The sequence below is a fragment of the Paenibacillus endoradicis genome (genome assembly GCF_024721975.1).
Genome location: NZ_JANQBB010000001.1, coordinates 803,611 through 825,638, shown reverse-complemented (window position 1 = coordinate 825,638; position 22,028 = coordinate 803,611). Strand labels below are relative to the sequence as shown.

At 36.6% G+C, this 22,028-nt stretch carries 19 protein-coding genes; 4 read left to right on the top strand and 15 right to left on the bottom strand.

The window, feature by feature from the left end:
• Nucleotides 1-12 precede the first annotated feature (12 nt).
• From larC to NV377_RS03650, 9 genes are all read right to left on the bottom strand, one after another.
• Complete coding sequence (gene larC, locus NV377_RS03690; protein WP_258199810.1) at nt 13-1,008, bottom strand: nickel pincer cofactor biosynthesis protein LarC; 996 nt, start codon at nt 1,006-1,008, stop codon at nt 13-15.
• Entirely contained in the window at nt 989-1,759 is a 771-nt protein-coding gene (gene larB / locus NV377_RS03685) for a nickel pincer cofactor biosynthesis protein LarB (protein ID WP_258200356.1), read from the bottom strand. Before larB ends, larC begins: the two co-directional genes overlap by 20 nt.
• Before the next feature lie 89 nt (nt 1,760-1,848).
• On the bottom strand, nt 1,849-3,321 hold the full coding sequence (locus tag NV377_RS03680) for a gluconokinase (protein WP_258199809.1): 1,473 nt from the start codon (nt 3,319-3,321) through the stop codon (nt 1,849-1,851).
• 93 nt (nt 3,322-3,414) lie between these two features.
• Nucleotides 3,415-4,218, bottom strand: coding sequence for an ATP-dependent sacrificial sulfur transferase LarE (larE, locus tag NV377_RS03675; RefSeq protein WP_258200355.1), 804 nt, complete (start codon nt 4,216-4,218; stop codon nt 3,415-3,417).
• A gap of 167 nt (nt 4,219-4,385) precedes the next feature.
• Nucleotides 4,386-5,156, bottom strand: a complete 771-nt coding sequence (locus tag NV377_RS03670) for an SDR family oxidoreductase (protein WP_258199808.1) — start codon at nt 5,154-5,156, stop codon at nt 4,386-4,388.
• A gap of 29 nt (nt 5,157-5,185) precedes the next feature.
• Entirely contained in the window at nt 5,186-6,454 is a 1,269-nt protein-coding gene (locus tag NV377_RS03665) for a nickel pincer cofactor-dependent isomerase, group 22 (RefSeq protein ID WP_258199807.1), read from the bottom strand.
• A 251-nt stretch (nt 6,455-6,705) separates the two neighbouring features.
• The gene (locus NV377_RS03660) at nt 6,706-7,566 is read right to left on the bottom strand and encodes a sugar phosphate isomerase/epimerase family protein (protein ID WP_258199806.1); all 861 of its coding nucleotides are present in this window, start codon (nt 7,564-7,566) and stop codon (nt 6,706-6,708) included.
• Between the two features lie 21 nt (nt 7,567-7,587).
• Nucleotides 7,588-8,730: a Gfo/Idh/MocA family protein gene (locus NV377_RS03655; protein WP_258199805.1), complete on the bottom strand. Its 1,143-nt coding sequence runs from the start codon at nt 8,728-8,730 to the stop codon at nt 7,588-7,590.
• A 1-nt stretch (nt 8,731) separates the two neighbouring features.
• Nucleotides 8,732-9,622: a sugar phosphate isomerase/epimerase family protein gene (locus NV377_RS03650; RefSeq protein ID WP_258199804.1), complete on the bottom strand. Its 891-nt coding sequence runs from the start codon at nt 9,620-9,622 to the stop codon at nt 8,732-8,734.
• 208 nt (nt 9,623-9,830) lie between these two features.
• Between NV377_RS03650 and NV377_RS03645 the strand changes: the two genes are divergently transcribed.
• A complete protein-coding gene (locus NV377_RS03645) occupies nt 9,831-11,057 on the top strand; it encodes an AraC family transcriptional regulator (RefSeq protein ID WP_258199803.1) in 1,227 nt (408 codons plus the stop codon).
• A 131-nt stretch (nt 11,058-11,188) separates the two neighbouring features.
• On the opposite strand, the gene gnd is transcribed toward NV377_RS03645, so the two are convergent.
• Both gnd and uxaC read right to left on the bottom strand, forming a co-directional pair.
• Nucleotides 11,189-12,601 carry an NADP-dependent phosphogluconate dehydrogenase gene (gnd, locus tag NV377_RS03640; RefSeq protein ID WP_258199802.1) on the bottom strand — a complete coding sequence of 471 codons (1,413 nt, stop codon included), beginning with the start codon at nt 12,599-12,601 and terminating at the stop codon, nt 11,189-11,191.
• A gap of 61 nt (nt 12,602-12,662) precedes the next feature.
• Entirely contained in the window at nt 12,663-14,066 is a 1,404-nt protein-coding gene (uxaC, locus tag NV377_RS03635) for a glucuronate isomerase (protein WP_258199801.1), read from the bottom strand.
• Nucleotides 14,067-14,256: 190 nt separating this feature from the next.
• Here uxaC and NV377_RS03630 point away from each other — a divergent pair, with 190 nt between their 5' ends.
• The gene (locus NV377_RS03630; RefSeq protein ID WP_258199800.1) at nt 14,257-15,429 is read left to right on the top strand and encodes an ROK family transcriptional regulator; all 1,173 of its coding nucleotides are present in this window, start codon (nt 14,257-14,259) and stop codon (nt 15,427-15,429) included.
• 66 nt (nt 15,430-15,495) lie between these two features.
• Here NV377_RS03630 and NV377_RS03625 read toward each other — a convergent pair whose 3' ends face one another.
• Together NV377_RS03625 and NV377_RS03620 are read right to left on the bottom strand one after the other, a co-directional pair.
• A complete protein-coding gene (locus NV377_RS03625) occupies nt 15,496-16,905 on the bottom strand; it encodes an MFS transporter (RefSeq protein ID WP_258199799.1) in 1,410 nt (469 codons plus the stop codon).
• 489 nt (nt 16,906-17,394) lie between these two features.
• A complete protein-coding gene (locus tag NV377_RS03620) occupies nt 17,395-18,126 on the bottom strand; it encodes a ZIP family metal transporter (RefSeq protein ID WP_258199798.1) in 732 nt (243 codons plus the stop codon).
• 295 nt (nt 18,127-18,421) lie between these two features.
• Here NV377_RS03620 and NV377_RS03615 point away from each other — a divergent pair, with 295 nt between their 5' ends.
• A complete protein-coding gene (locus NV377_RS03615) occupies nt 18,422-18,769 on the top strand; it encodes a hypothetical protein (RefSeq protein WP_258199797.1) in 348 nt (115 codons plus the stop codon).
• Between the two features lie 51 nt (nt 18,770-18,820).
• Complete coding sequence (locus tag NV377_RS03610) at nt 18,821-18,967, top strand: small acid-soluble spore protein P (protein WP_373425802.1); 147 nt, start codon at nt 18,821-18,823, stop codon at nt 18,965-18,967.
• Between the two features lie 94 nt (nt 18,968-19,061).
• On the opposite strand, the gene NV377_RS03605 is transcribed toward NV377_RS03610, so the two are convergent.
• Complete coding sequence (locus NV377_RS03605) at nt 19,062-21,002, bottom strand: elongation factor G (protein WP_258199795.1); 1,941 nt, start codon at nt 21,000-21,002, stop codon at nt 19,062-19,064.
• Nucleotides 21,003-21,245: 243 nt separating this feature from the next.
• Complete coding sequence (hisA, locus tag NV377_RS03600) at nt 21,246-21,989, bottom strand: phosphoribosylformimino-5-aminoimidazole carboxamide ribotide isomerase (RefSeq protein WP_258199794.1); 744 nt, start codon at nt 21,987-21,989, stop codon at nt 21,246-21,248.
• Nucleotides 21,990-22,028 lie beyond the last annotated feature (39 nt).

Genomic DNA, 22,028 nt, shown 5'->3' with positions numbered 1-22,028 from the left:
GACAATGGTGTACTACTCACCAATTATGACTCTAAGTACATTAGGGTGTTTAGGGAAGGTTTTTGTACCCGCTCCATAACCAACTGTTTGAACTTTCATTGACGGTAGATTACCAAACTCTTTAACAAGTACTGCAACAAAAGCGGCACCAGTAGGAGTAGTTAATTCAGAGCGAAGATCTGACTGTTCAATTGGAACGCCTCGCATAATCTCTAATGTAGCGGGAGCGGGAACAGGATAAATACCATGATCGATATGAATCTTTCCATTGCCAACTGGAACTGATGATGATTTGATAACTTCAATTTGAAGTTGTTCAAGTAAAATTGCTGCTCCAACGATATCAATGATCGAATCTACAGCACCTACTTCATGAAAATGAACCTTAACTAGAGGAAGTCCATGAATTAACCCTTCCGCCTCTCCAATTTTTCGGAACAAGCGTAATGAAGTATCTTTCACAACTTCAGACAATTGTGACTTTTCGATCATACTCACAATATCTTTGTATGAGCGATGGTCATGAGAATGATCATGAGTGTGACTGTTCCCATGCCCATGGCTATGGCTATGATCGTGTGTGTGACTTGTATGCTCATCACTGTGACTGTGTCCATGATCGTGTGTATGCTCGTGCGAGTGACTATGTCCATGTTCATGATCATGTGTATGCTCATCACTGTGACTATGCCCATGATCGTGATCATGTGTATGCTCGTGACTGTGACTATGTCCATGGTCGTGATCATGTGTATGCTCATGACTGTGACTATGTCCATGATCGTGATCATGCTCGTGACTATGCTCATTCACCAAATGCACATCAAATTTCGTGCTTGAAATACCATTTTTAATAACTTTTACCCATGATAATGTGTATTCATCATGTATGTTAAGCTTTTTCAGCTCTTCTTGCATTATTGTTGCATCAGCGCCAGCATCAATTAATGCTCCGATAAACATATCTCCACTGATTCCATTTATACAATCAAGATAAAGTGTTTTCATTATATTGACCTCTCTCGCTGAGTTTATGAATTAACGCGGCATTATATCCTCCGCCAAACCCGTTATCTATATTTACTACGCTAATACCGGAAGCGCAAGAATTTAACATCGTTAATAATGCTGATAGACCATTGAAATTAGCACCGTAGCCAACACTTGTTGGTACTGCTATCACTGGATGAGAAACTAATCCTCCAACAACACTTGGTAAAGCACCTTCCATACCAGCAACGACAACTGAGGCTACCGCATTTTGAATTTCTTCCGCATGGAATAATAAGCGGTGAATGCCAGCGACACCTACATCGTATATACGATGTACAGGGCATCCAAGCACCTCAGCTGTTACAGCTGCTTCTTCAGCTACAGCTATATCTGATGTGCCTGCTGCAACAATAGCAATATATTGTTTTGATTGATCTTTTTTGAGAAAATCTTGCACCCAGTATAAAATACGCGCCTCGGCATGATAGACCATTTGTGGAATCGATTGCTGCACTTCACTAGCCTTATCTGCTGTAATGCGTGTAATAAGCACTTGATCGTTTCTAAGTAGCATCGCATTAGCTATCGCAATAATCTGCTCTGAACTTTTGCCTTCCCCATAAATGATTTCAGGAAATCCTTGTCGCTTCTTGCGATCATGATCAACTTTAGCAAAGCCTAAATCTTCGAAAGCACTTAATTGTTGCTTCGCTGCATCTATAGTTAATTGTCCATTTTGTACTTGTTTCAATATATCTTCTAGCAACATCATCACTCCTAAAACTTTTCATATAGCTTTCAATTATACTTCGTGTTAATGAAAAGTACTTCGGAAGCATTAATATATTATTGACATTAAAATAGTTGTGCAACGACTTGCTGTACAGAAATGTACTTTTCATAAATCGCTTTATATTTCTCACTATTTTCAGCAATCGGAACGACTGGTTCATTCATAGGAGTATAGTTTTTAATATCTTCAAAAGATGATGCATATCCAAGCGCAACTAGTGCTGTCCATGAAGCTCCCCAAGCGGCACCATTGTGACTTTCAGATACGTATATCTCTGCATTGAATATATCCGCTAACATTTGTAACCATACCGGTGATCTTGATAATCCACCATTAACAAAAACTTTATGAGTTGGCCCAATCGATTGTTCAAGAGCGTTGCCTATTTGATATAGATTTAAAGTAATTCCTTCTAATACCGCTCTAATAAGATGTTCACGTCGATGCGATATTGATAAGCCATAGAAATTACCTTTCGCTGCTTGATCCCATAATGGTGCTCGTTCCCCATTCAAATAAGGCAGAAATACTAGCCCCTCTGAACCAATTTCAGATTTCTCTGATTCGGATATAAATGCAGCAAAATCACCATCATATTGTAATAGATCTTTTGTCCATTGTAAGACAACGCCACCGTTGTTTGTCGGACCACCTACAATGAAGGAATCACTGCTAAATGAATAACAGAATGTAGATTGTGTCTCACTTACTTGGAACGATGAAGTGAATTGACGAATAGCACCACTTGTACCTACAGAAATAGCAACTTCACCAGGTAATATTGCACCACTACCTAGATTAGCAAGTTGACCATCTGCAGAGCCAATAACGAAAGGAACTGAAGCTGAAATCCCCACTTCTTTTGCAATATCAGAACTTAGTTCCGTAAGAATAGTTGTCGGTTCAACGATTGTTGATAATTGATCGCTAACAATATTCGTTAGTTGTAGTAATGTTGGTTCCCATTGCAGCGTATTCGGATTAAAAAGACCTGTCGCCGAAGCCATTGCATAATCAATCAAACGCTTACCAAACCATTTATATATAATATATTCCTTGGCAGACATAAAGTAAGTTGCTGCAAGATAAGGAGCATAGTTAGTTTCTTTCATCCAAAGTAGCTTAGTAAACGGAGTCATAGGATGTACAGGAGTTCCTGTTATCTCATAGTAATGTTGTTTGTCCACATCTGATAACGCTTTAACTTGATCTGTGCTTCGACCATCTGCCCATGTAAGGAGTGGTGAAATCGGTGTACCTGATTCATCAATACATACTAGAGAGTGCATTGCTGCTGAGAAGGAAATAGCCAAGAGCTCCCCTTCAATAATATTAGCCTCTGCGATCAATCGTTTAAGCGCTAAGACTGAAGAGCGTTCAATAAGTTCAACATCTTGCTGGGCGTAACCTTGCTTGGGGTATTCCGTCTTAGTCATCTCTTCAACTTCAGCTATCACATGACCGTCGGTCTGAAATGCGCACGCTTTTACACTCGTTGTTCCTAGATCAATTCCTATTACAAGTTGCCTTCCCATTGCTGATCTTCCTTTCAGATATATGTCTATGAACATGAATAATAAAAACCACAGCGAATAGTGGTTTTTATTATTCAGTACTTTATAGTTACTTTAAAGTGCGAGTACTTTGTTCATACTGCCACTTTGGTATCCTAATAGATCCATTGTGACATATTTATATCCATAATACTGTAATTGTGCAACGATTACCTCATGATTTTCAAGAAGAATTGGCATATCCGATAATTCCACTTCAATTCTTGCAATCTCCTGGTGAGTACGAACCCTTACTTGGCGAATACCTAATGATTTCAGATAACGTTCAGAAGCATCAATCTTTTGTAACTTCTCATTCGTAATCTGTTCACCATATGCGATACGTGATGATAAACAAGCAAAAGAAGGCTTCGACCAAGTAGGTAAGTTTGCGGATTGGGATAACTCTCTTATTTCTGTTTTATAAAGTTCTGCTTCAAGTAGTGGACCTCTAACGCCACGTTCCTTCGCAGCTTGCATACCTGGACGATGCTCATTCTGATCATCGGCGATTACACCGTATATAATATTTTTGTAATTTCTCTCTTCAAGAATTGGTAGTATATGATCGAATAAACTACTTTTACAAAAGTAACATCTATTTTTATTATTTTCTGAATACCCTGGAATCGCTAACTCGGAAGTTTCGATAACTACATGTGTAGCTCCAATAAGAGACGCTAGTTCTCTCGCTTCTTCTAATTCACTCGAAGGATATGTCTCTGAATCTGCCGTAACAGCAATAACATGATCGCTACCTAATGTGTCTACGGCTGCCTTTAACAAAAATGTACTATCTACCCCACCAGAAAATGCAACAACAACACTTTGCATTTCTCGCAAAATAGATTGTAGCTTTTCATATTTCGCTGTCAGCATCATTTCTCCTCCTCCAACTTTTCAAGTACTTCTTGAATAACGACTTCGTGATGAAAAGTACTTCGAAAGCAAATACCTAACTTTTCATTTACTTATAGATTACCAACTCTGCAATGAAAAGTACATCGAAAGCATTCACTAAAACTTTTCATTTATTTCTTGCATCATTAAATAGTCATGCTTCCGAATCCGCCATCTACTCGAATCAATGCCCCTGTTACGAAGCTTGATGCTTGTTCTGAAGCAAGCCATATTGCTGCACCTTGTAATTCTTCAGGTGTTCCAAAGCGTTGCATTGGCGTGTGCTTCATTATTGATTCTATGCGATCAGGGTTTAAAATTTTACGATTTTGTTCCGCTGGGAAGAAGCCAGGAATAAGTGCATTAACACGAATATTATGAAGTGCAAACTCTTTTGCCAAATATTGTGTTGCACTGTTCAAAGCTGCTTTAGAAACGGAATACGTAAACACTCTAGAAAGTGGTGTTGTTGAAGAAACAGATGAAATATTGATAATGCTACCAGAACGTTGCTGCTCAATATTTTTCTGAGCGAAAATTTGACATGCTTGAATGATACCTTTTAAGTTAACATCCATAATATCATCGTACTCATCCATTTCTAGTTCAAGAAAAGGTGTACTGCTATTCTTACCTGGTGCATTCAATAAAATGTCCCAACCACCTGACCAAGCTTCAATGTCGGTCGCTACTTGTAGTAAAGATTCACGCTCACTAACATTCGCTTGGAAAGCTTTTGCTACTCCACCGTTGTCAACGATAGCTTTTACTACTTCTTCTGCTTTTTCCATGTTACGACCAACGATAGCTACTTTTGCTCCATGTTCGGCTAATCCATGAGCAATAGAAGAACCCAACACACTATTACCACCAATAGCTACTGCTGTTTTGCCTGTTAAGTCGAATAATTTACTCATTATAATCTCTCCCTTAGTTGTTATATTTACTACCACAAATTCCCTTTATCATCGAAAGGTAAGTCAAACAATGGAGATACAACTTCCATCTGTGGATGTTGGTTTACATAGTCAATTAGTGCTTCTGATACTTCAATTTCACTTAAGACTAATGTATTTTTAATGCGAACCATTTTCACTTCTGTAAAATCGAGAATGTTACTAGTCTTAATCGCTGCTTGTATTGTTTCTTTATCATTGGCTAAAGTAGTAGCGATCTTTGTAGGTGCAACTACAGTAGAAGTAAGTCCGTTCGCATAAGTTACTTCAAGGTTCATTTTGTCTACTAGACGTTGCGTTGTAAAATCTGCCGTACCTACGCCGTTCGCATTTCCTTCGGTCTCATGTGTAAGATCAAGTACAACCATTTTATTAACATCAGGACCGCCATGAGCATAAGGAGTAGGATAGCGCCCTGTAATATTAGGGTCCATACCATCACCACTAATGTTTTTGCCAATTTGATCAATGACAAGCACTTCTAATTGTTCGAAAAATAATTTCGGTAACAATGCTTTTGCTTGTACTTGCAAGCTAGCTTCTTTCTCGATAATCTCTGCTGGTGTTAATGTTTCAACGACCGCCACTTTATCAAACGCATTTTCAACTGTCGCAACACCGAACAATATTGGTTTTTCTGCCATAATCATTTTCGCCATCGCGGGAACATTTTCAGCCATATATTTGAAACCAAGTTGGTGACAAGCTTCAGCACCTTTTTGTTTTCCAAGTCCGATACTAATCATTTTCATAATGCCGCTCTCAACTGGACCACGGAATGCAGTATGTGGTTTAATACGATTAATAACTACAATCCCGTCTGCACTTGCAGCATATTGGTCTACGTAGACAGGAAGACCATTAGGCAGTTCACCTAACTTCACAACTTCCATCGAAGAACGAATCTCACAACCAACAGTTTCTTCTGTTACACCTAGATGCGCAAGAACTTCGCTTTGTCCTTCAGCCGTAGCGCCACCATGACTTCCCATACTAGGTACGATGAAAGGTTTTGCTCCATGATCTTGTAGAAATTGCACTGTGCATTTCGTTAATTCAACAAGACGATCAAGACCACGACTACCAACTGCAATCGCGATTTCCATACCTGGTTTAATCTGATGAACAATTTCATCACGTTCTAATTTTACTAACAATTGTTCACTCAAGTTATCAATATGACTATTATCAAAAGTAACCTTTACTTTTGCCATTTTTGGAACAGGAATATTTTTTACAAGCTCTTGAAGAATACCCATAAATATATCACTCCATTTCGTATGTTTTATTTATAATTTTACCAAATAAGTAACTTGCATGTATTAAAGCAAATAATTACTTTTGTCTATTAATTAGTATAGTAAACTAATTAATTAAATAATATCATTGGATACCCTATACGTCAACGCGATAATTGCTATTTAGGGCTATTTATTACTATCTGTATAGCATAAAAGTATGTGAGCGCTAGTTTACCAGCTCCCACATACTTTTTAAGCTTAATTAATTATTAAATCCAATCAGCATAACCTTGTCTAACTAGATATTGTTTGGAATCTTGTAGACAATCAAAAGGATCTCTACCGTTCGTATCATCTTGTTCAATGAAGAAGTGTTTGACTCCACTATCTATCCCTGCATCGATTATTGCTGGTATATCTAATGAGCCTTGTCCCAATTCAGCAAACTGAATAATGTTAGTAAATTTTTGCATGAATTTGGATATATCCTTAAGATCATCTTCGCCCACTTCTAATCTTCCGATACGATAATCTTTCAAATGCAATAATCCGATACGATCTTTGAAGCGATTAATAACTGCGACAGGATTTTCTCCACCACGCTGAATCCAATGAACATCAAGTTCAAACCCTAGCTTAGTTGTATGATTACGCATCATATCAATGAGATACTCTCCATCATACTTCTCAAATTCAACATGATGATTATGATAATAAAGTTCCAATTCATATTCTGCTAGACGATGAGCCATAGTTTCAGCTTCTGCAATATATTGCATCACTTGATCTTTATGTCCCATAATGGCAAGGGGCATCATCCCGATTCGAATATACTTACACTTTAGTTCCTTGCAATCATTTACTATTTTATCGAAATGAGTTTCTAATGATTCTCCGGGATCGTTTGCACCTTTGTTCAATGGAGCAGATACTGCTGCAATTTGAATACCAAAATCTTCACTAGCTTTTTTCAATTGTGCTACATTTTCTGAAGTCATCGCAATTTGCGTCACTTCAACGGAATGAAACCCTAATTCATGTAATTTCTCAAGTGTTGCATATACGCCTAACTCTTCAACTTTTTGTTTCAAATTGAACATTTGCACACCGATCTTCGATTGCTTCGTCATCACGTATTCACTCCATTCAGATTATTGTTCAGCTGCGATCTTCTTATTCAATTCTGACAAATACAATTCTTCATCTATTGGCAACTCTACTTCTTTGTTGAACCAACTAGAAAGATGAATCGCATTCGCTAATGCCACACCATGAATACCGTCACTTCCAGGAGCTAACAGTGGTGAACCTTCGACAATATGTGCTGCGAAATTCTCAAATACAGCAATATGTTGTGCTCCCCATACACTTTCAAATTCAATAACTTCCTCAGAGTAAATATCGTCTGACTTCCCGCCCATAAAGATGTTCATCACGTCAGCCATACTCATCGTATCACTCATCTCACGCTCAGGCTTGGTTAGTCGTTTAATCGTAATTTTCTTGCTATCGTCAACAACAATTTTACCTTTGTCACCTAATATCTCGAAACGATCCGTTCCCACAATATCATGCGTACATGTTACGAAAACACCAGTTGCACCATTGGCATACTCCATCATAACAGTAACTTCGTCTTCAACAGATATGTTACGTTGATAACCATATTTCACATTAGAATAAACTTTAGACGGCATACCAGCAATCCATTGAAGTAGATCAAGCTGATGTGGCGCCTGATTAACAAGAACACCACCACCTTCACCTTTCCACGTTGCTCTCCATGCACTTTGATCGTAATAACCTTGTGGTCTCCACCATGTTGTAATCATCCAGTTCGTGCGACGGATATCTCCAATCTCACCATCATCAATTAGCTGTTTCAATTTTTGATATAAAGGATTAGTACGTTGGTTGAACATAATTCCAAAAGCAACTTCTGGTTTGGTTTTTGCATATTCATTCAATTCTCTTACTTGCTTCGTATATACACCTGCAGGTTTCTCAAGTAATGCATGTATATCACGTTGCAGTGCAGCAATTCCGATCTCAGGATGTAAGAAATGAGGCACACATGTAACGACTGCATCAACCGTGCCACTATCAAGCATATCGATATAATTATCGAAAAATGGAACATCTGGATAGTTGTCAGTAGCCCATTGCTTTCTAGCAGGGTCAGCATCACTAAGGGCACCTAACACCATGTTTTTCACTTTACCTTCAGTTATAAATTGTGCATAAGCTGCGCCTTGTGCACCGACACCGATAATTCCCATTCTTACATTTGTCATATTACTTTGCCTCACTCTCAATAGATTGTAGTATGTCAACTAGTGCATGGAATTGTAATGCATATGCTTCTTCTCCAGTTAAACCTTTATCTTCTTTAATAATATCTTCAGCGGCTTCTAGCTCTAAGTCTTTCAACGAATCGAATAATACTAGATGAGGCTCTAATGTCAGGAAGCCTTCATAACCCTTATCAATAAGATCAGCTAGAATAGTTTTAATCTTCCCTTCCCCAGTACCGCATACGACGTTCTGTTGACTAGTTGAAACTGCATCTTTAATATGAATGTACTCTATATGAGGTTTTAATAACTGATAACAATTCCAAGTATCTTCACCACATTGGACAAAATTCGCAAAATCGAATATCGCTTTGAAATAAGGTGAATTAACCTCCACTAACATCTCATTACAACGTCTAGCGATATCACCAAAAATATCTTTTTCATTCTCATGGAGCAAGGTGACATTATACTTTGCAGCGATTGCTGCAAATTGGCTTATTTGTGAGATTACTTTATTATGGTATTGATCTGCTTCTTCACCTTTAGGAATGTAAAAACTAAAAATTCGAATGTATTTACAATCTAACAAATTCGAAATTTGACATAAACGATCTAGTAGATCAAGTTGTTTCGTAAATCCTTCATCATCGGTAATAAAGATTTTCCCAATAGGTGATCCTATTGAAGATACAGCGACCTTATATTCATTTAACTTCGGCAACACCTTTTCTTGAATCTCTTCAAGCGAGTAATCACCAATATTTCGTCCATCAATACCACGTAATGATAAATAATTCATATCAAGCTTTCGAACAGCTTGCAATTGAGTTACAAAGTCAGATGAGATTTCATCCGAGAATCCAGATATGTGTAGCTTGTCATTATACAACTCCATCTCTCCTAAAACTTTTTATTTTTATTGATTCTACGACTAGAAATACTTCTAAAATAAAAAGTACATCGAAAGCATAAGCTAACTTTTTATTTTTATTGAATAAGTTCAGTATAAAAGAAAACGCTTTATATTACTCGCATATTATTGCGTTAAATAGTAAAATGTTGATATATTATTAAAACTACTTAAAGGAATTGATTATATGATCCCTGCACAAGTACAACAGTTAGATCAACTTTTGAAGTTTACCTATACATTTTCAGACATGGAAACAATTTATATGGATGCTAATCACAAAATGGTGATGGCTTATGGACCAATGCATATACCTGAACCGCTGCAGTATCTATTTGAAGCAGTTCGTTCTAATATACTGCTTCAAACTGATAAGAATGAGTATCATATTCATGTAAATACCACCACACAGCAATTGTTATATATTACAGTTTTTCTTCAACTTAATGATCAAGAAAAAGGTACAATGATCGTTGGTCCTTTTCTACAAACAGACCCTTCCATGATTCAAGTACAAGATATACTTTTCCAACATCAGTGGCCTCTTTCGTTATTATCATTGATTCAGCAATATTATTTGTCATTACCATTAATAAGCAATGAAAAGCTCAATCATATTATTGAGTTCATCCAATATATATTCCAACATTCATCTCTATCTTCTAAGTCGCATGTAACTATTGAGAGCAAAAACTATATCACTTCAAATAACTCCTTGTCGTCTCCAATTGAGAACATCGAGAAAAAACATATTGTTGAAGAGCGTTACCGTAACGAGAACAATTTGATAGGAGCTGTCCAGCAGGGTAATTTATCATTAGTAGAGCAATTATTAATTAAAGACGATCAACCCAAATATCCATTACCTGATCGCTTCCCTAATGATCCACTCCGATCAAGAAAAAATTTAAGCTTCGTAAGAAATACTCTTCTTCGCAAAGCAACTGAAAACGGCGGGGTCCATCCAATATATATCGATAGCATTTCAGAAAAATTTGCAATTCAAATTGAAAAGACTACTAGTATTAAACAACTCGAATTACTCCAAGACAATATGTGCTTGGAATATTGTAAATTAGTACAGCAGTTATCGCTAAGCGCCTACTCTCCACTCATTCGTAAAGCACTAGAATACATCAGATGGCATCTAACCGATGAAATAACACTGGCTATAGTTGCTCACGAGGTGGGGATTAACAAGTATGAATTGTCTAGATCTTTTAAGAAGGAAACTGGCCTAACCTTCCCCGATTACATTCACCATATAAGACTGAAGGAAGCGCTACAGCTGATGAACAATGAAAACCTATCCATTACAGATATCTCGCATATGGTAGGCTATAATGATGTGAATTACTTTATTAAAGTGTTCAAGAAGCACTATGAAGTTACCCCACATCAATATCGCCAATGAGGGTAGAGTCTTTAAGCAAATAGAGCCATTTCAAAGTGTCATGACACTTTGAAATGGCTCTACATTATTGATATCTTTCGCACAAATGAAGATTTCTCACTAATCTATCCAATGGTATCTCTATATAATTTCTATACCATCCATTGTGTATGGAAAGTACCTGCTTTATCCTTACGCTCGTACGTATGAGCACCAAAGTAATCACGTTGTGCTTGAATTAAGTTTGCTGGTAATGTCTCTGCGCGGTAGCTATCATAGTAGTTGATTGCGCTAGCAAATCCAGGTACAGGAATACCTTTTTGAATTGCAATAGATACAACATCACGCAAAGCTGATTGATAGTTCGCCGCAATATTATTGAAATATGGATCAAGCAGTAAGTTAGCAAGTGCTGGCTCAGCATCATATGCGTCTTTAATTTGTTGCAAGAATTGTGCGCGGATAATACAGCCACCACGGAAAATCATTGCAATATCTCCGTAACGAAGATTCCAATCATATTCTTCAGATGCAGTACGCATTTGCGCAAAACCTTGAGCATATGAACAAATTTTACTTAAGAATAACGCTTTACGAACTTGTTCAATCAAAGCAGCACGATCTCCGTCAAATGAAGTAGCTTCTGGGCCAGTAAGTTTTTGACTAGCTACAATACGCTCATCTTTAAGTGCTGAAATGTAACGAGCAAATACGGACTCTGTAATAATCGGAAGCGGTACTCCTAGATCAAGTGCATTTTGACTTGTCCATTTTCCTGTTCCTTTTTGTCCAGCTTTATCAAGAATAACGTCTACTAACGGTTGACCTGTTTCTTCATCTTTTTTGCGGAAGATATCAGCTGTGATCTCAATTAGATAGCTGTCTAGTTCTCCGTTATTCCACTCTTGGAACACTTCTGCCAGCTCATCAGCGTTCAGATTCAACACGTTTTTCAAGATGTAATAGGCTTCAGAGATAAGCTGCATATCACCATACTCGATTCCGTTATGCACCATTTTCACATAATGACCTGCACCATTAGGTCCGATGTACGTACAACAAGCATCAGAACCAACTTTAGCAGATATCGCTTCTAGAATTGGACGTACCAATTCGTAGGCTTCTTCCTTGCCTCCTGGCATAATAGAAGGTCCTTTTAATGCGCCTTCTTCACCACCAGAAACGCCTGTACCGATGAAGTTGAAACCTAGTTCTTGCAATTCAGCATTACGTCTAATTGTATCTTGGAAATAAGTATTTCCACCATCGATAATAATATCACCTTTATCAAGCAACGGTTTCAATGCATCAATTGTTGCATCTGTAGCTTTACCAGCCTGCACCATTAATAAAATCTTACGAGGTGATTCTAATGATGCAACAAACTCTTCCATCGTTTTTGCGCCGATAAATTGTTTACCTTTGGCTTCTTCTTGTAAAAATTGCTCTGTTTTATCGTATGAACGATTGAATACAGCAACGGTATATCCTCTACTCTCAATATTTAATGCTAAATTTTTGCCCATTACTGCTAATCCAATTACACCAATTTGTTGTTTTGACATGATAGTTCTCTCCTTAAAGTTATTCTTTCGATTCATGCTTTGTTTCTTTTCGTGCTTGTATCTATCTGTCTAGGAAATATCGATGAGCATTACCATAACAAATATCAGCTATAATTTTATTGTTAAATTCTTTATTGTTTGGAATCAATCCACTCTCTACCCATTGTCCGAACATATTACACAATATTCTGCGGAAGTACTCATGTCTAGTATAAGATAGGAAGCTACGAGAATCGGTCAACATTCCGACAAAATGTGTCAGTAATCCAACATTAGCTAGATCTCGCATTTGTTTCTCCATCCCGTCTATGTGGTCGTTAAACCACCAACCTGAACCAAATTGCACTTTACTAGGAATACCTTCTTCATAGAAATTGCCTAACATTCCAGTAAGAACAGCATTATCTTTCGGGTTCAAGTTATAAAGAATTGTACGAGGTAATGCATCTTGTAACTCTAAACCGTCCAGTAATTTGGAGACACCTTCAGCAAAATTACTTTCGCCTACAGAATCGAATCCAGCATCTTTACCTAATTGACGGAACAACTTGGTGTTATTGTTGCGAATCGCTCCCATATGGAGTTGCATAACCCATTGCTTCTCTGCATACATCTTGCCTAGCTCAGTGATCAAGTATGCACGATAGGAGATAATTTCCTGTTCATCTAACGATGAACCTTGCAATCTTTTCAGGAAAATAGTTTCAGCCTCAGTTTCTTCTACTGCACGATAGATTAAGAATGGTATATCGTGATCGGATGCTCTTCCACCATGTTCATGGAAATAATTAACACGTTCTTTTAAGGCAGTTACAAAATCGTTTAATGACGCAATACTGTTTCCTGTTATCTCTTCTAGCTGTTTAACCCATGTAGAGAATGTAGGAGCATCAATATTCAAAGCGCCATCGGGCCTGAATGTTGGTGCAATAATCGTATCAAACGAATCATCTTCGGCTAACAATTGATGATACTTAAGATCTGATAATGGATCATCTGTCGTTCCAATAAACTTCACATTGGATTTCTCTATAAATGATCTTGCGCGGTAATCATCTTGTTGAAGTTTTGCATTACAGTCATTCCAAATTTGCTCTGCTGTTTCAGGACTAAGCAGCAAATCAATATCAAAGTATTTTTTCAATTCTAAATGAGTCCAATGATACAACGGGTTTCCTAACAAATAAGGAACTGTCTCTGCCCATGCTTTGAATTTTTCCCAATCGGAAGCATCCCCTGTAATATATCTTTCTCCAATACCATGCATACGCATCGCACGCCATTTGTAATGATCACCTGCCAGCCATATCTCAGTCATATTGCTGTATGATTTGTTTACCCATACCTGCTCAGGATCGAGGTGACAATGAAAATCGAAAATCGGAGCATTTTTTGCTGCGTCATCATATAATTGTTTAGCAGTTTCATTGGATAACATAAAATAATCATTCATAAATTTCTCCATATTTATATCCTCCTTAAGTAAATTAATATATAATGCAGAGGTGAAGATAATTAGTTTGTTTAGTAACCTAATTAATTATATAATCAATTTATCAATTCTATTTCCTTTTGTCAAATGATTGTTTCAACTGTATAATGATTGATAACTATACACTTGAACGGCATGATGTAAATAAATTAGGGGGCTATTCATGATTACTGGCGATGCTTCGTATATAAAAAAAATTAATCGTTCTTTAATTATTAAAGAAATCGTTAATAAAGGAATGATCTCTCGAGCAGATCTTGCTAAAGAAGTCGATTTAACTAGGGCTACTATCTCTGTACAAGTTGCTGATTTATTAGATGATGGATTAGTAATTGAAACACATCTTGAGCATAATGCCGTTGGCCGCAAACCAATCATGCTATCTCTTAATGCGGAAGCTGGTTATGCACTTGGTATTGATTTAGATCATCAACAAATCACTTACACGTTGACAAATTTATTAGGTACGATTATTGCCCATGAGAATATTGCATTACATACTAACAACTATGATGAAATTGTTGTTATCCTTGCAGAAAATATTAATCGCTACGCTATTCAATATGATGATGCTCGATATGGCATTGTTGGTGTATGTGTTGCAGTGCACGGACTAGTGGGTAATGACGAGATTGTCCACTTCGTCCCTCAATTTGGCTGGAATGATGTTCAACTTAAGCGTGATTTGGAGAAATTAATAAACTTATCTCTTCATATTGAGAACAATGCGAACTTAAGTGCATTTGCCGAACGAATCTTTACACATCATGATACTGAAAATTTATTAACTGCAACTTTCTACTCAGGTATAGGTCTTGGGATGATTATGAATAACAAATTCGTAAGAGGCCATGATGGTTTTGCTGGTGAAATCGGTCATATGATCATTGTTCCAGATGGTAATGAATGTGCATGTGGTAATCATGGTTGCTGGGAACGTTATGCTTCCGATCTAATTATTATCGATCGACTTGCAAAGGTCAAAGGAGTTTCATCAGTAACATATGACCAAGTAGCACAATGGATTGCGGATGACGATGAACAAGTTATGATAATATTGCAGCAATTTATTCGATATGTATCCATCGGATTGAATAATATGATAAATATTTACAATCCAGAAGTTATTGTTATTGATAGCGAATTACTACATCTATATCCTGATGCTACGAACGCAATTCACAATAATTTACATTCGAAAATCAGTCATTGCCGTGAATTATCTATTTCGATAATTGGTAGAAAATCTTGTGTGTTGGGTGCTTGTGCTCTAGCTATTCAAGTATTTTTAGATGTTTCTGTGTTGAATTTACCTTACGAGGCAACTAATTATTAATAAATAAATTACAACAAAAACAGGAGCTACTTCAACGTTGTTGAAGTAGCTCCTGTTTTTGTTGTGCTATGTGATACTTTTGTTTTTTCTACGCTCCGCTAGATCCTCAGCTAATTTTTTTGTACGCTGTTTAGTAAGGGGATACAATGATAACATGACTAGAAAAATAATAAAGTATATTATTGATGGAACTATAGTTGCAAGATTGTGAATACCTTTCAGTGCTTCTTCACTTTGTACAGCTGCGTCAGACTGATAACCGACGTACGTTAAAGCAAATCCACCAATACCACCGGCGATTGCCTGACCAATTTTTCTTGAGAAAGAATATACAGAGTAAACTGTACCATCTTCCCTCATATCCATTAGGTATTCATGATAATCAATGACATCTGTTACAAACGCCCATACCACAAGGTTAAAGAACGAATAACCGAACATTCCAATTGCTGCAATTCCAATATATTGCAGAGCAGATATGTCTGGTAAGAAAAAGAGAATTAGATATACGATAGATGCAAGTAACATTCCTACCGTCGCAACTTCTTTCTTACCAAAGCGATGGACTAAAGGCTTGGATATAGGTATTGCTATAAAGACAGTAGCTACTTGCATCAATCCACTTATACTTAACGCTTTTGCAGCACTGTTAAAATAATCTTTGAATAAATATACGTTAACCGCACTCAGTAACATCGTACACATCATAAATAACAATGAAGCAACTAGCATTGAAAGTAATGGTTTATTTTTCAAGAAACTTTTTAATGTTTTCTTGAAATCAGCTTTTACTTCAGGATTTTTCACTTGCGTAATACGTTCGGTGGAAAGAGTGTAGCAACCAATATAACAAGCTATTGATAATATACCAAACAATATTGCAGCTAACGTAAATCTCCCTGCTACCGCCTGATTATCTACGAAAATAATAAATGGTCCGCCTACTGTAATAATTAAGCTCGCAAGCATTGATCCCATTGTACGATAAGTTGATAATGTTGTTCGTTCCATAACATCGCCAGTTATAACAGATGCCATTGATCCATAAGGAATATTTACAGTACTATATAAAGTTCCCCATAGAAGATAAGTAACAAATGCATACACAAGATAGAATGTATTTCCCATACCAGGAATATGAATAAACATTAAAATGCCAGAAAGAACTAATGGAAACGACATTCTTAATATCCATGGTTTGAACTTCCCATGCTTACTTGATTTTCTTGAATCAATAAATCTTCCCCATGCTACATCAGCAAATGCATCCCATACTCTTGCAATGAGGAAAAGAATACCTACATGTGCTGCGTTAAGATGAAAAATATCAGTGTAATACACCATAAGAAAAGATGAAACTAAAAGAAAAAAGAAATCGTTTCCAAAATCACCGAACATATAACCGAGTTTGTCCCTCATTCCAAACGCTCGATTTTGTCTGTTTTGATTCATTGACTGTTCATGTTGTGCAGACATTGTCATTCCCCCAATAATTTTGTGAAATAGAAGTATAAACTCTATCTCTCTCTAATTGATTAGTTTACTAAACTAATTAATAGAAATATATCACCCTTTTATGTAAGCGTCAACAACTAAAATCAAAATATTATTCCACATATTATGTTTTCAACAGTAAGGTACAAGTAAATTTTATATGACTTGTTAATCACTGTTTCTCCCTCACTTATTATCTTTCTTCACCTAAATTAAAATACACAATTGAAGTTAATCTAGGATTTTTAGCATTTCATTTATTTTTGGATTTAGTGTTTTTGCTTGTAATTTTTTGGGGTTTCAGTTTTTGCTCTTATAGCCATTTGTTTTAAATGAACTTAGTTAACATAACTATAATTACGTAATTGTAAATTTTTATATAAAAAAGCACCTTATCTAGTAGGCCTTTTAGCGCCTTTACTCGATAAGATGCTTGTAATAATTACAATTATAGGATGTTTTTACATGTTATTAGCTAACGAAATAACTAAGATAGATCATAACTAGAAGTCCGATAATAAATGAATATGTAGCCGGTCTTTCATATCCGTGACCATGTGTTTCAGGTATCAATTCTTTGTAAACGATAAATAACATCGCACCCGCTGCAAATGATAAACCAAAGCCAATTAACCATTGAATGTATGTTGCTGTGAAATAACCAATAATAGCAGAAACTACTTCAACTAATCCGGTAATCGTTACAATAGCTAAAGTCTTCCACTTGCTTACTTTCGATTGCATAAGGAAAACTGCCAGTATAAGTCCTTCTGGGATGTTCTGTGCTCCAATAGCAATGGCGATCAGAGGTCCAAGACCTTCATTCAAACTGGCATAACTAAAACCTGTACTTAGTCCCTCTGGAATGTTATGAATAATTAGCGCTATAATGATAAGTAAAGATTTTGAATCAAACGATTTAACACTTTTACCACGCTCCACATCGATATGCGGTATATTTTTCTCTAACAAATCAAGCACAACGATACCGAATAGTAAACCTAAAGTCATAATGAGCAGATTCGTTTCTAGTAACGCTTGTGGGATTAATCCAAAAGTCGTAGCTGAAACCATAATCCCTGCTGTAAATGCAATTAATATATCTTTCCATTTTTCAGACAATTGTTTAACGAATAGTAATGGTACTGCACCTAGTACTGTCGCCATGGCAGATATGAAACTTCCTATCAACGCACTTAGCATATTGTAGTGATCTCCTTTATTTAACTTTGTGCATTTATTTCCCTCTGTATATTCTACTATGAGCCCTATAATCAACAAAAGTTATATTTGTTATTAATACCATTTATTTTCATCTAACTCATTACATTAATTAAACTTATTATATACAATTCTCGAATTTAGACACTGATTGTCTATAGCCAAACTATATATAATTACAAAATTAATGCTGCTAACAGACTCCCCAATCATTGTCACAAAAACACTGTATATGACTTGCTGCATATAGACATAATACGTTTTGGAGGTGAGATCAATGAGTGATACGAAAGTTCTTACAATTAGTGCCGAAGATTTAGTTACTGCTTGGCAAGAAAAGCTCTCAACTTTATTAAAATCATCGGATGAATGCACTGTCCAAGCCGATGCGAAATTTCCAGATACATTATTAATTCACATCGAAAATGCTGGACGAACTCATTATTCTTTTGATTTTAGATGTAAATATGTCGATGATCGTGAAGTTCATGTTGAATTTATTGACGTGGAAAAGGATCAGCAGTCAACCGACGAACAGTCAGATATTATTCAGTCTTTAGCTAAAGACTATGTTAAACACATTCACGAATGTGCACAACATCTGAAAGAACTAACACAACGTTAACTAAAGCTCAGCTAATGAGAAGTTTTAGGAGGAACATTTATGTCAAAAACCATGTTTACAGTTGATCCCAACATCGGTGATCAGCACAACAATGATAATAATCATAAAGATCCTAAACATCCAAACGAACCTCTTTCAGGTTCTAAAAAGGTAAAAAATCATAATCATTCACGCAATAACCATGGTGAAGGTTCTTAAAGTATAACTTGTTTCCTTACATGCACCCTACGGGGTGCATGTTATTGTTATAAGTCAAACGAAGTCCGCTATATAGCTATCTAATGCTTAATTATTAACAATGCATCATCTGCTCAGCTTCATCCCATTTCACCGTGTAACCTGTTCCTTTCGCACAAAATACCGAAGAAGAACTATATTCGGGATCAGCATTTTTATCATAACTAATCCGTTCAATAACCTCACGTTCATTGTGACAGGGAAAATAACCAGCAAACGTTAGTTGAATTCTACCTTTACCTTGTGTAAAAGAGGCAAGAGTTGAGCTATATTCCATGAAAGTATCTACGGGTACCTTACCGACTAGAATCGCTTTATCTCCATCTGTCATAGGTGGATCAAAACTTCCATAAGCAGATTGAATATCAGATAATACTCTGCCCATTTGTTCAATATGTACAATAATTTTAAATTGATAATAAGGCTCAAGAAGTATATTTTCTACCTTCTCCAAACCTTGCCTCAACGCACGTAATGTAGCCTCGCGAAAATCGCCACCATGTGTATGCTTATTGTGATCTCGTCCAGTTAATAAGGTTACTTTCATATCAGTAAGCGCAGATCCTGTTAGTAAGCCATGATGTTCTTTTTCTAACAGATGCTGCCCTACTAAGTTTTGTAATCCTACCGTTAGATGGTCAGCATGACATACACTCTCAAAACTTATACCGCTATTCCGTCCTGCAGGTTCTATTCTCAAATGTACTTCGGCATAATGTCGAAGTGGCTCAAAGTGTCCATACCCTACAGTTTCCGCCGAAATTGTTTCTTTATAAATAATTTCTGGTTTTTCAAACGTTATGTGGAGCCCAAATCTATCAAACACAACTTGCTCCAACACTTCTAACTGAATTTTTCCCATAACATGCAACTGAATGTGTTGAAGTTTTTCTTCCCAGATCACATTAAGTGAAGGATCCTCCGCCTCTAATATACGAAAATACTTCAATGATTCTTTCACATTAATGGCTGCTTCAAAAACTACTTTAGACCGTAACAGTGGAAACATTTCATATGTTGCCTTCTCTTGCAATACGCCTAATCCATCACCGACAACAGCTTTTGTCAAACCAGTAAGAGCAATGATTTCCCCCGCAACAGCTTGATTGATTTGTTGAAATAGCTTTCCATTATAACGACGCATTTGAGTTACTTTCTCTTGTTCCCCATCGCCATAATCAATCTCGTCTCGCACACTCAATACTCCACTTAATACTTTAATATAAGTTACTCTCGTTCCGCTCTCATCATAACGAATTTTATATACTTGTCCTGCAAATGCAAGTTCATTGCGATAGTCCGTAACCGTTAAAAAGTCTAAGTTCTCTATAAACTCTTTAACTCCTATATCTTGCAATGCTGAACCAGTAAAGCATGGATAAATTTCACAAGATTGAATCATCTTCCTCATCTTAGTTGACCATGTTTCCCATTCATACCCTTGCTGCATATATCGTTCTAGCAATCCTTCATCACGTTCAGCTATACATTCAATAACATCGTCATTCATCGTTCCAGTTGCTATCGAAGTAGTAACCGCACATACATCTCCAGTTAATTGATGACGAATCTCATCGATGACTAGTTCAACATTAGCACCAGTTCTATCAACTTTATTAATAAAGAAAAAGGTTGGAACTTGATGTTTTTTCAGAAGCTCCCAAACGGTTTCTGTATGAGCTTCTACCCCTTCGACAGCACTTATGACAATAATTGCAGCATCCATCACTTGAATTGCTCTTTCCATTTCGGGGGAAAAGTCGACATGGCCTGGTGTGTCGATAAGATAATAGAGTGATTGTTCATATTCTAATATTGCTTGATCTGCAAAAATTGTGATCCCTCTTTGCTTTTCAATCTCATGGCTATCAAGAAAACTACTTTGATGATCGACTCGACCACGCTGCTTAATACTGTTGGTATGATATAGTAATTGTTCTGAAAAGGTCGTCTTGCCAGCATCGACATGCGCTAATATTCCAATTGTTTTGTTCATATCTAATATACGACCCCCATATGTAGTATCCTCGGACATCTTATTCAATACTCATTCTCATTATTATAGCATGAGAAATGAAATAGCCTTAGATTGAAATTAATTCGAATGAAGGCTATTCATCTATAAATTTTGTTTTTACAAAAATAATTATTAACAAAAAAAGCATTGATGTCATCTCTATAAAAATGACATTCAATGCTATTTATAACTATTTGCAATGAGTACTTATTTAAGTTCAAATTATTTGAATGCTGCCAATGCCGATTCATATGGCAAAGCGCCACCGAAGATTGATAATGCACTGCCTATCGTCAAATCTAGTTTGGACTGACTAATTTGCTCAAACAACTGGATATCTTCTAGAGACCTGGCTCCACCAGCATATGTTGTTGGTATTGTCGTCCACTGGGCTAGATCACGAACAAGACTTTGTTGAATACCTGACTGCTTACCTTCAACATCAACCGCATGAACTAAAAATTCATCACAGTATTTCTCAAGTTCAGTAATATTTTGTTGATTAACTTCAAAATCACTGAATTGCTCCCATTGATTCGTAACGACAAACCACTTACCCTCTTTAGATTTGCAGCTCAAGTCGATAACTAATCGATCTTTGCCTACTACATCTAGGATTGCATGTAAGTGATCCCAGTTCAAAGCACCATCTTTGAAAATATAGGAAGTAACGATAATATGTGAAGCCCCTGCATCTAAGTATTGTAAAGCATTACTTGCAGTGATTCCTCCACCAACTTGTAAGCCTCCCGGATAAGCACTTAAAGCTTCCTTGGCTGCTGCTTCATTATTAGGACCGAGCATAATAACATGTCCCCCGCGCAACTGATCCTTCTCAAATAGCTTTGCATAGTAACTAGAGGAATATTCAGATACAAAATTTTCAACAAGTTGATTGTTTAACGTTTCTCCCACGATTTGTTTCACTTTTCCATCATGCAAATCAATACAAGGTCTGAATTTCAAGTTACATTCTCCTATTCTATCTCTACTGTTATCTATCAC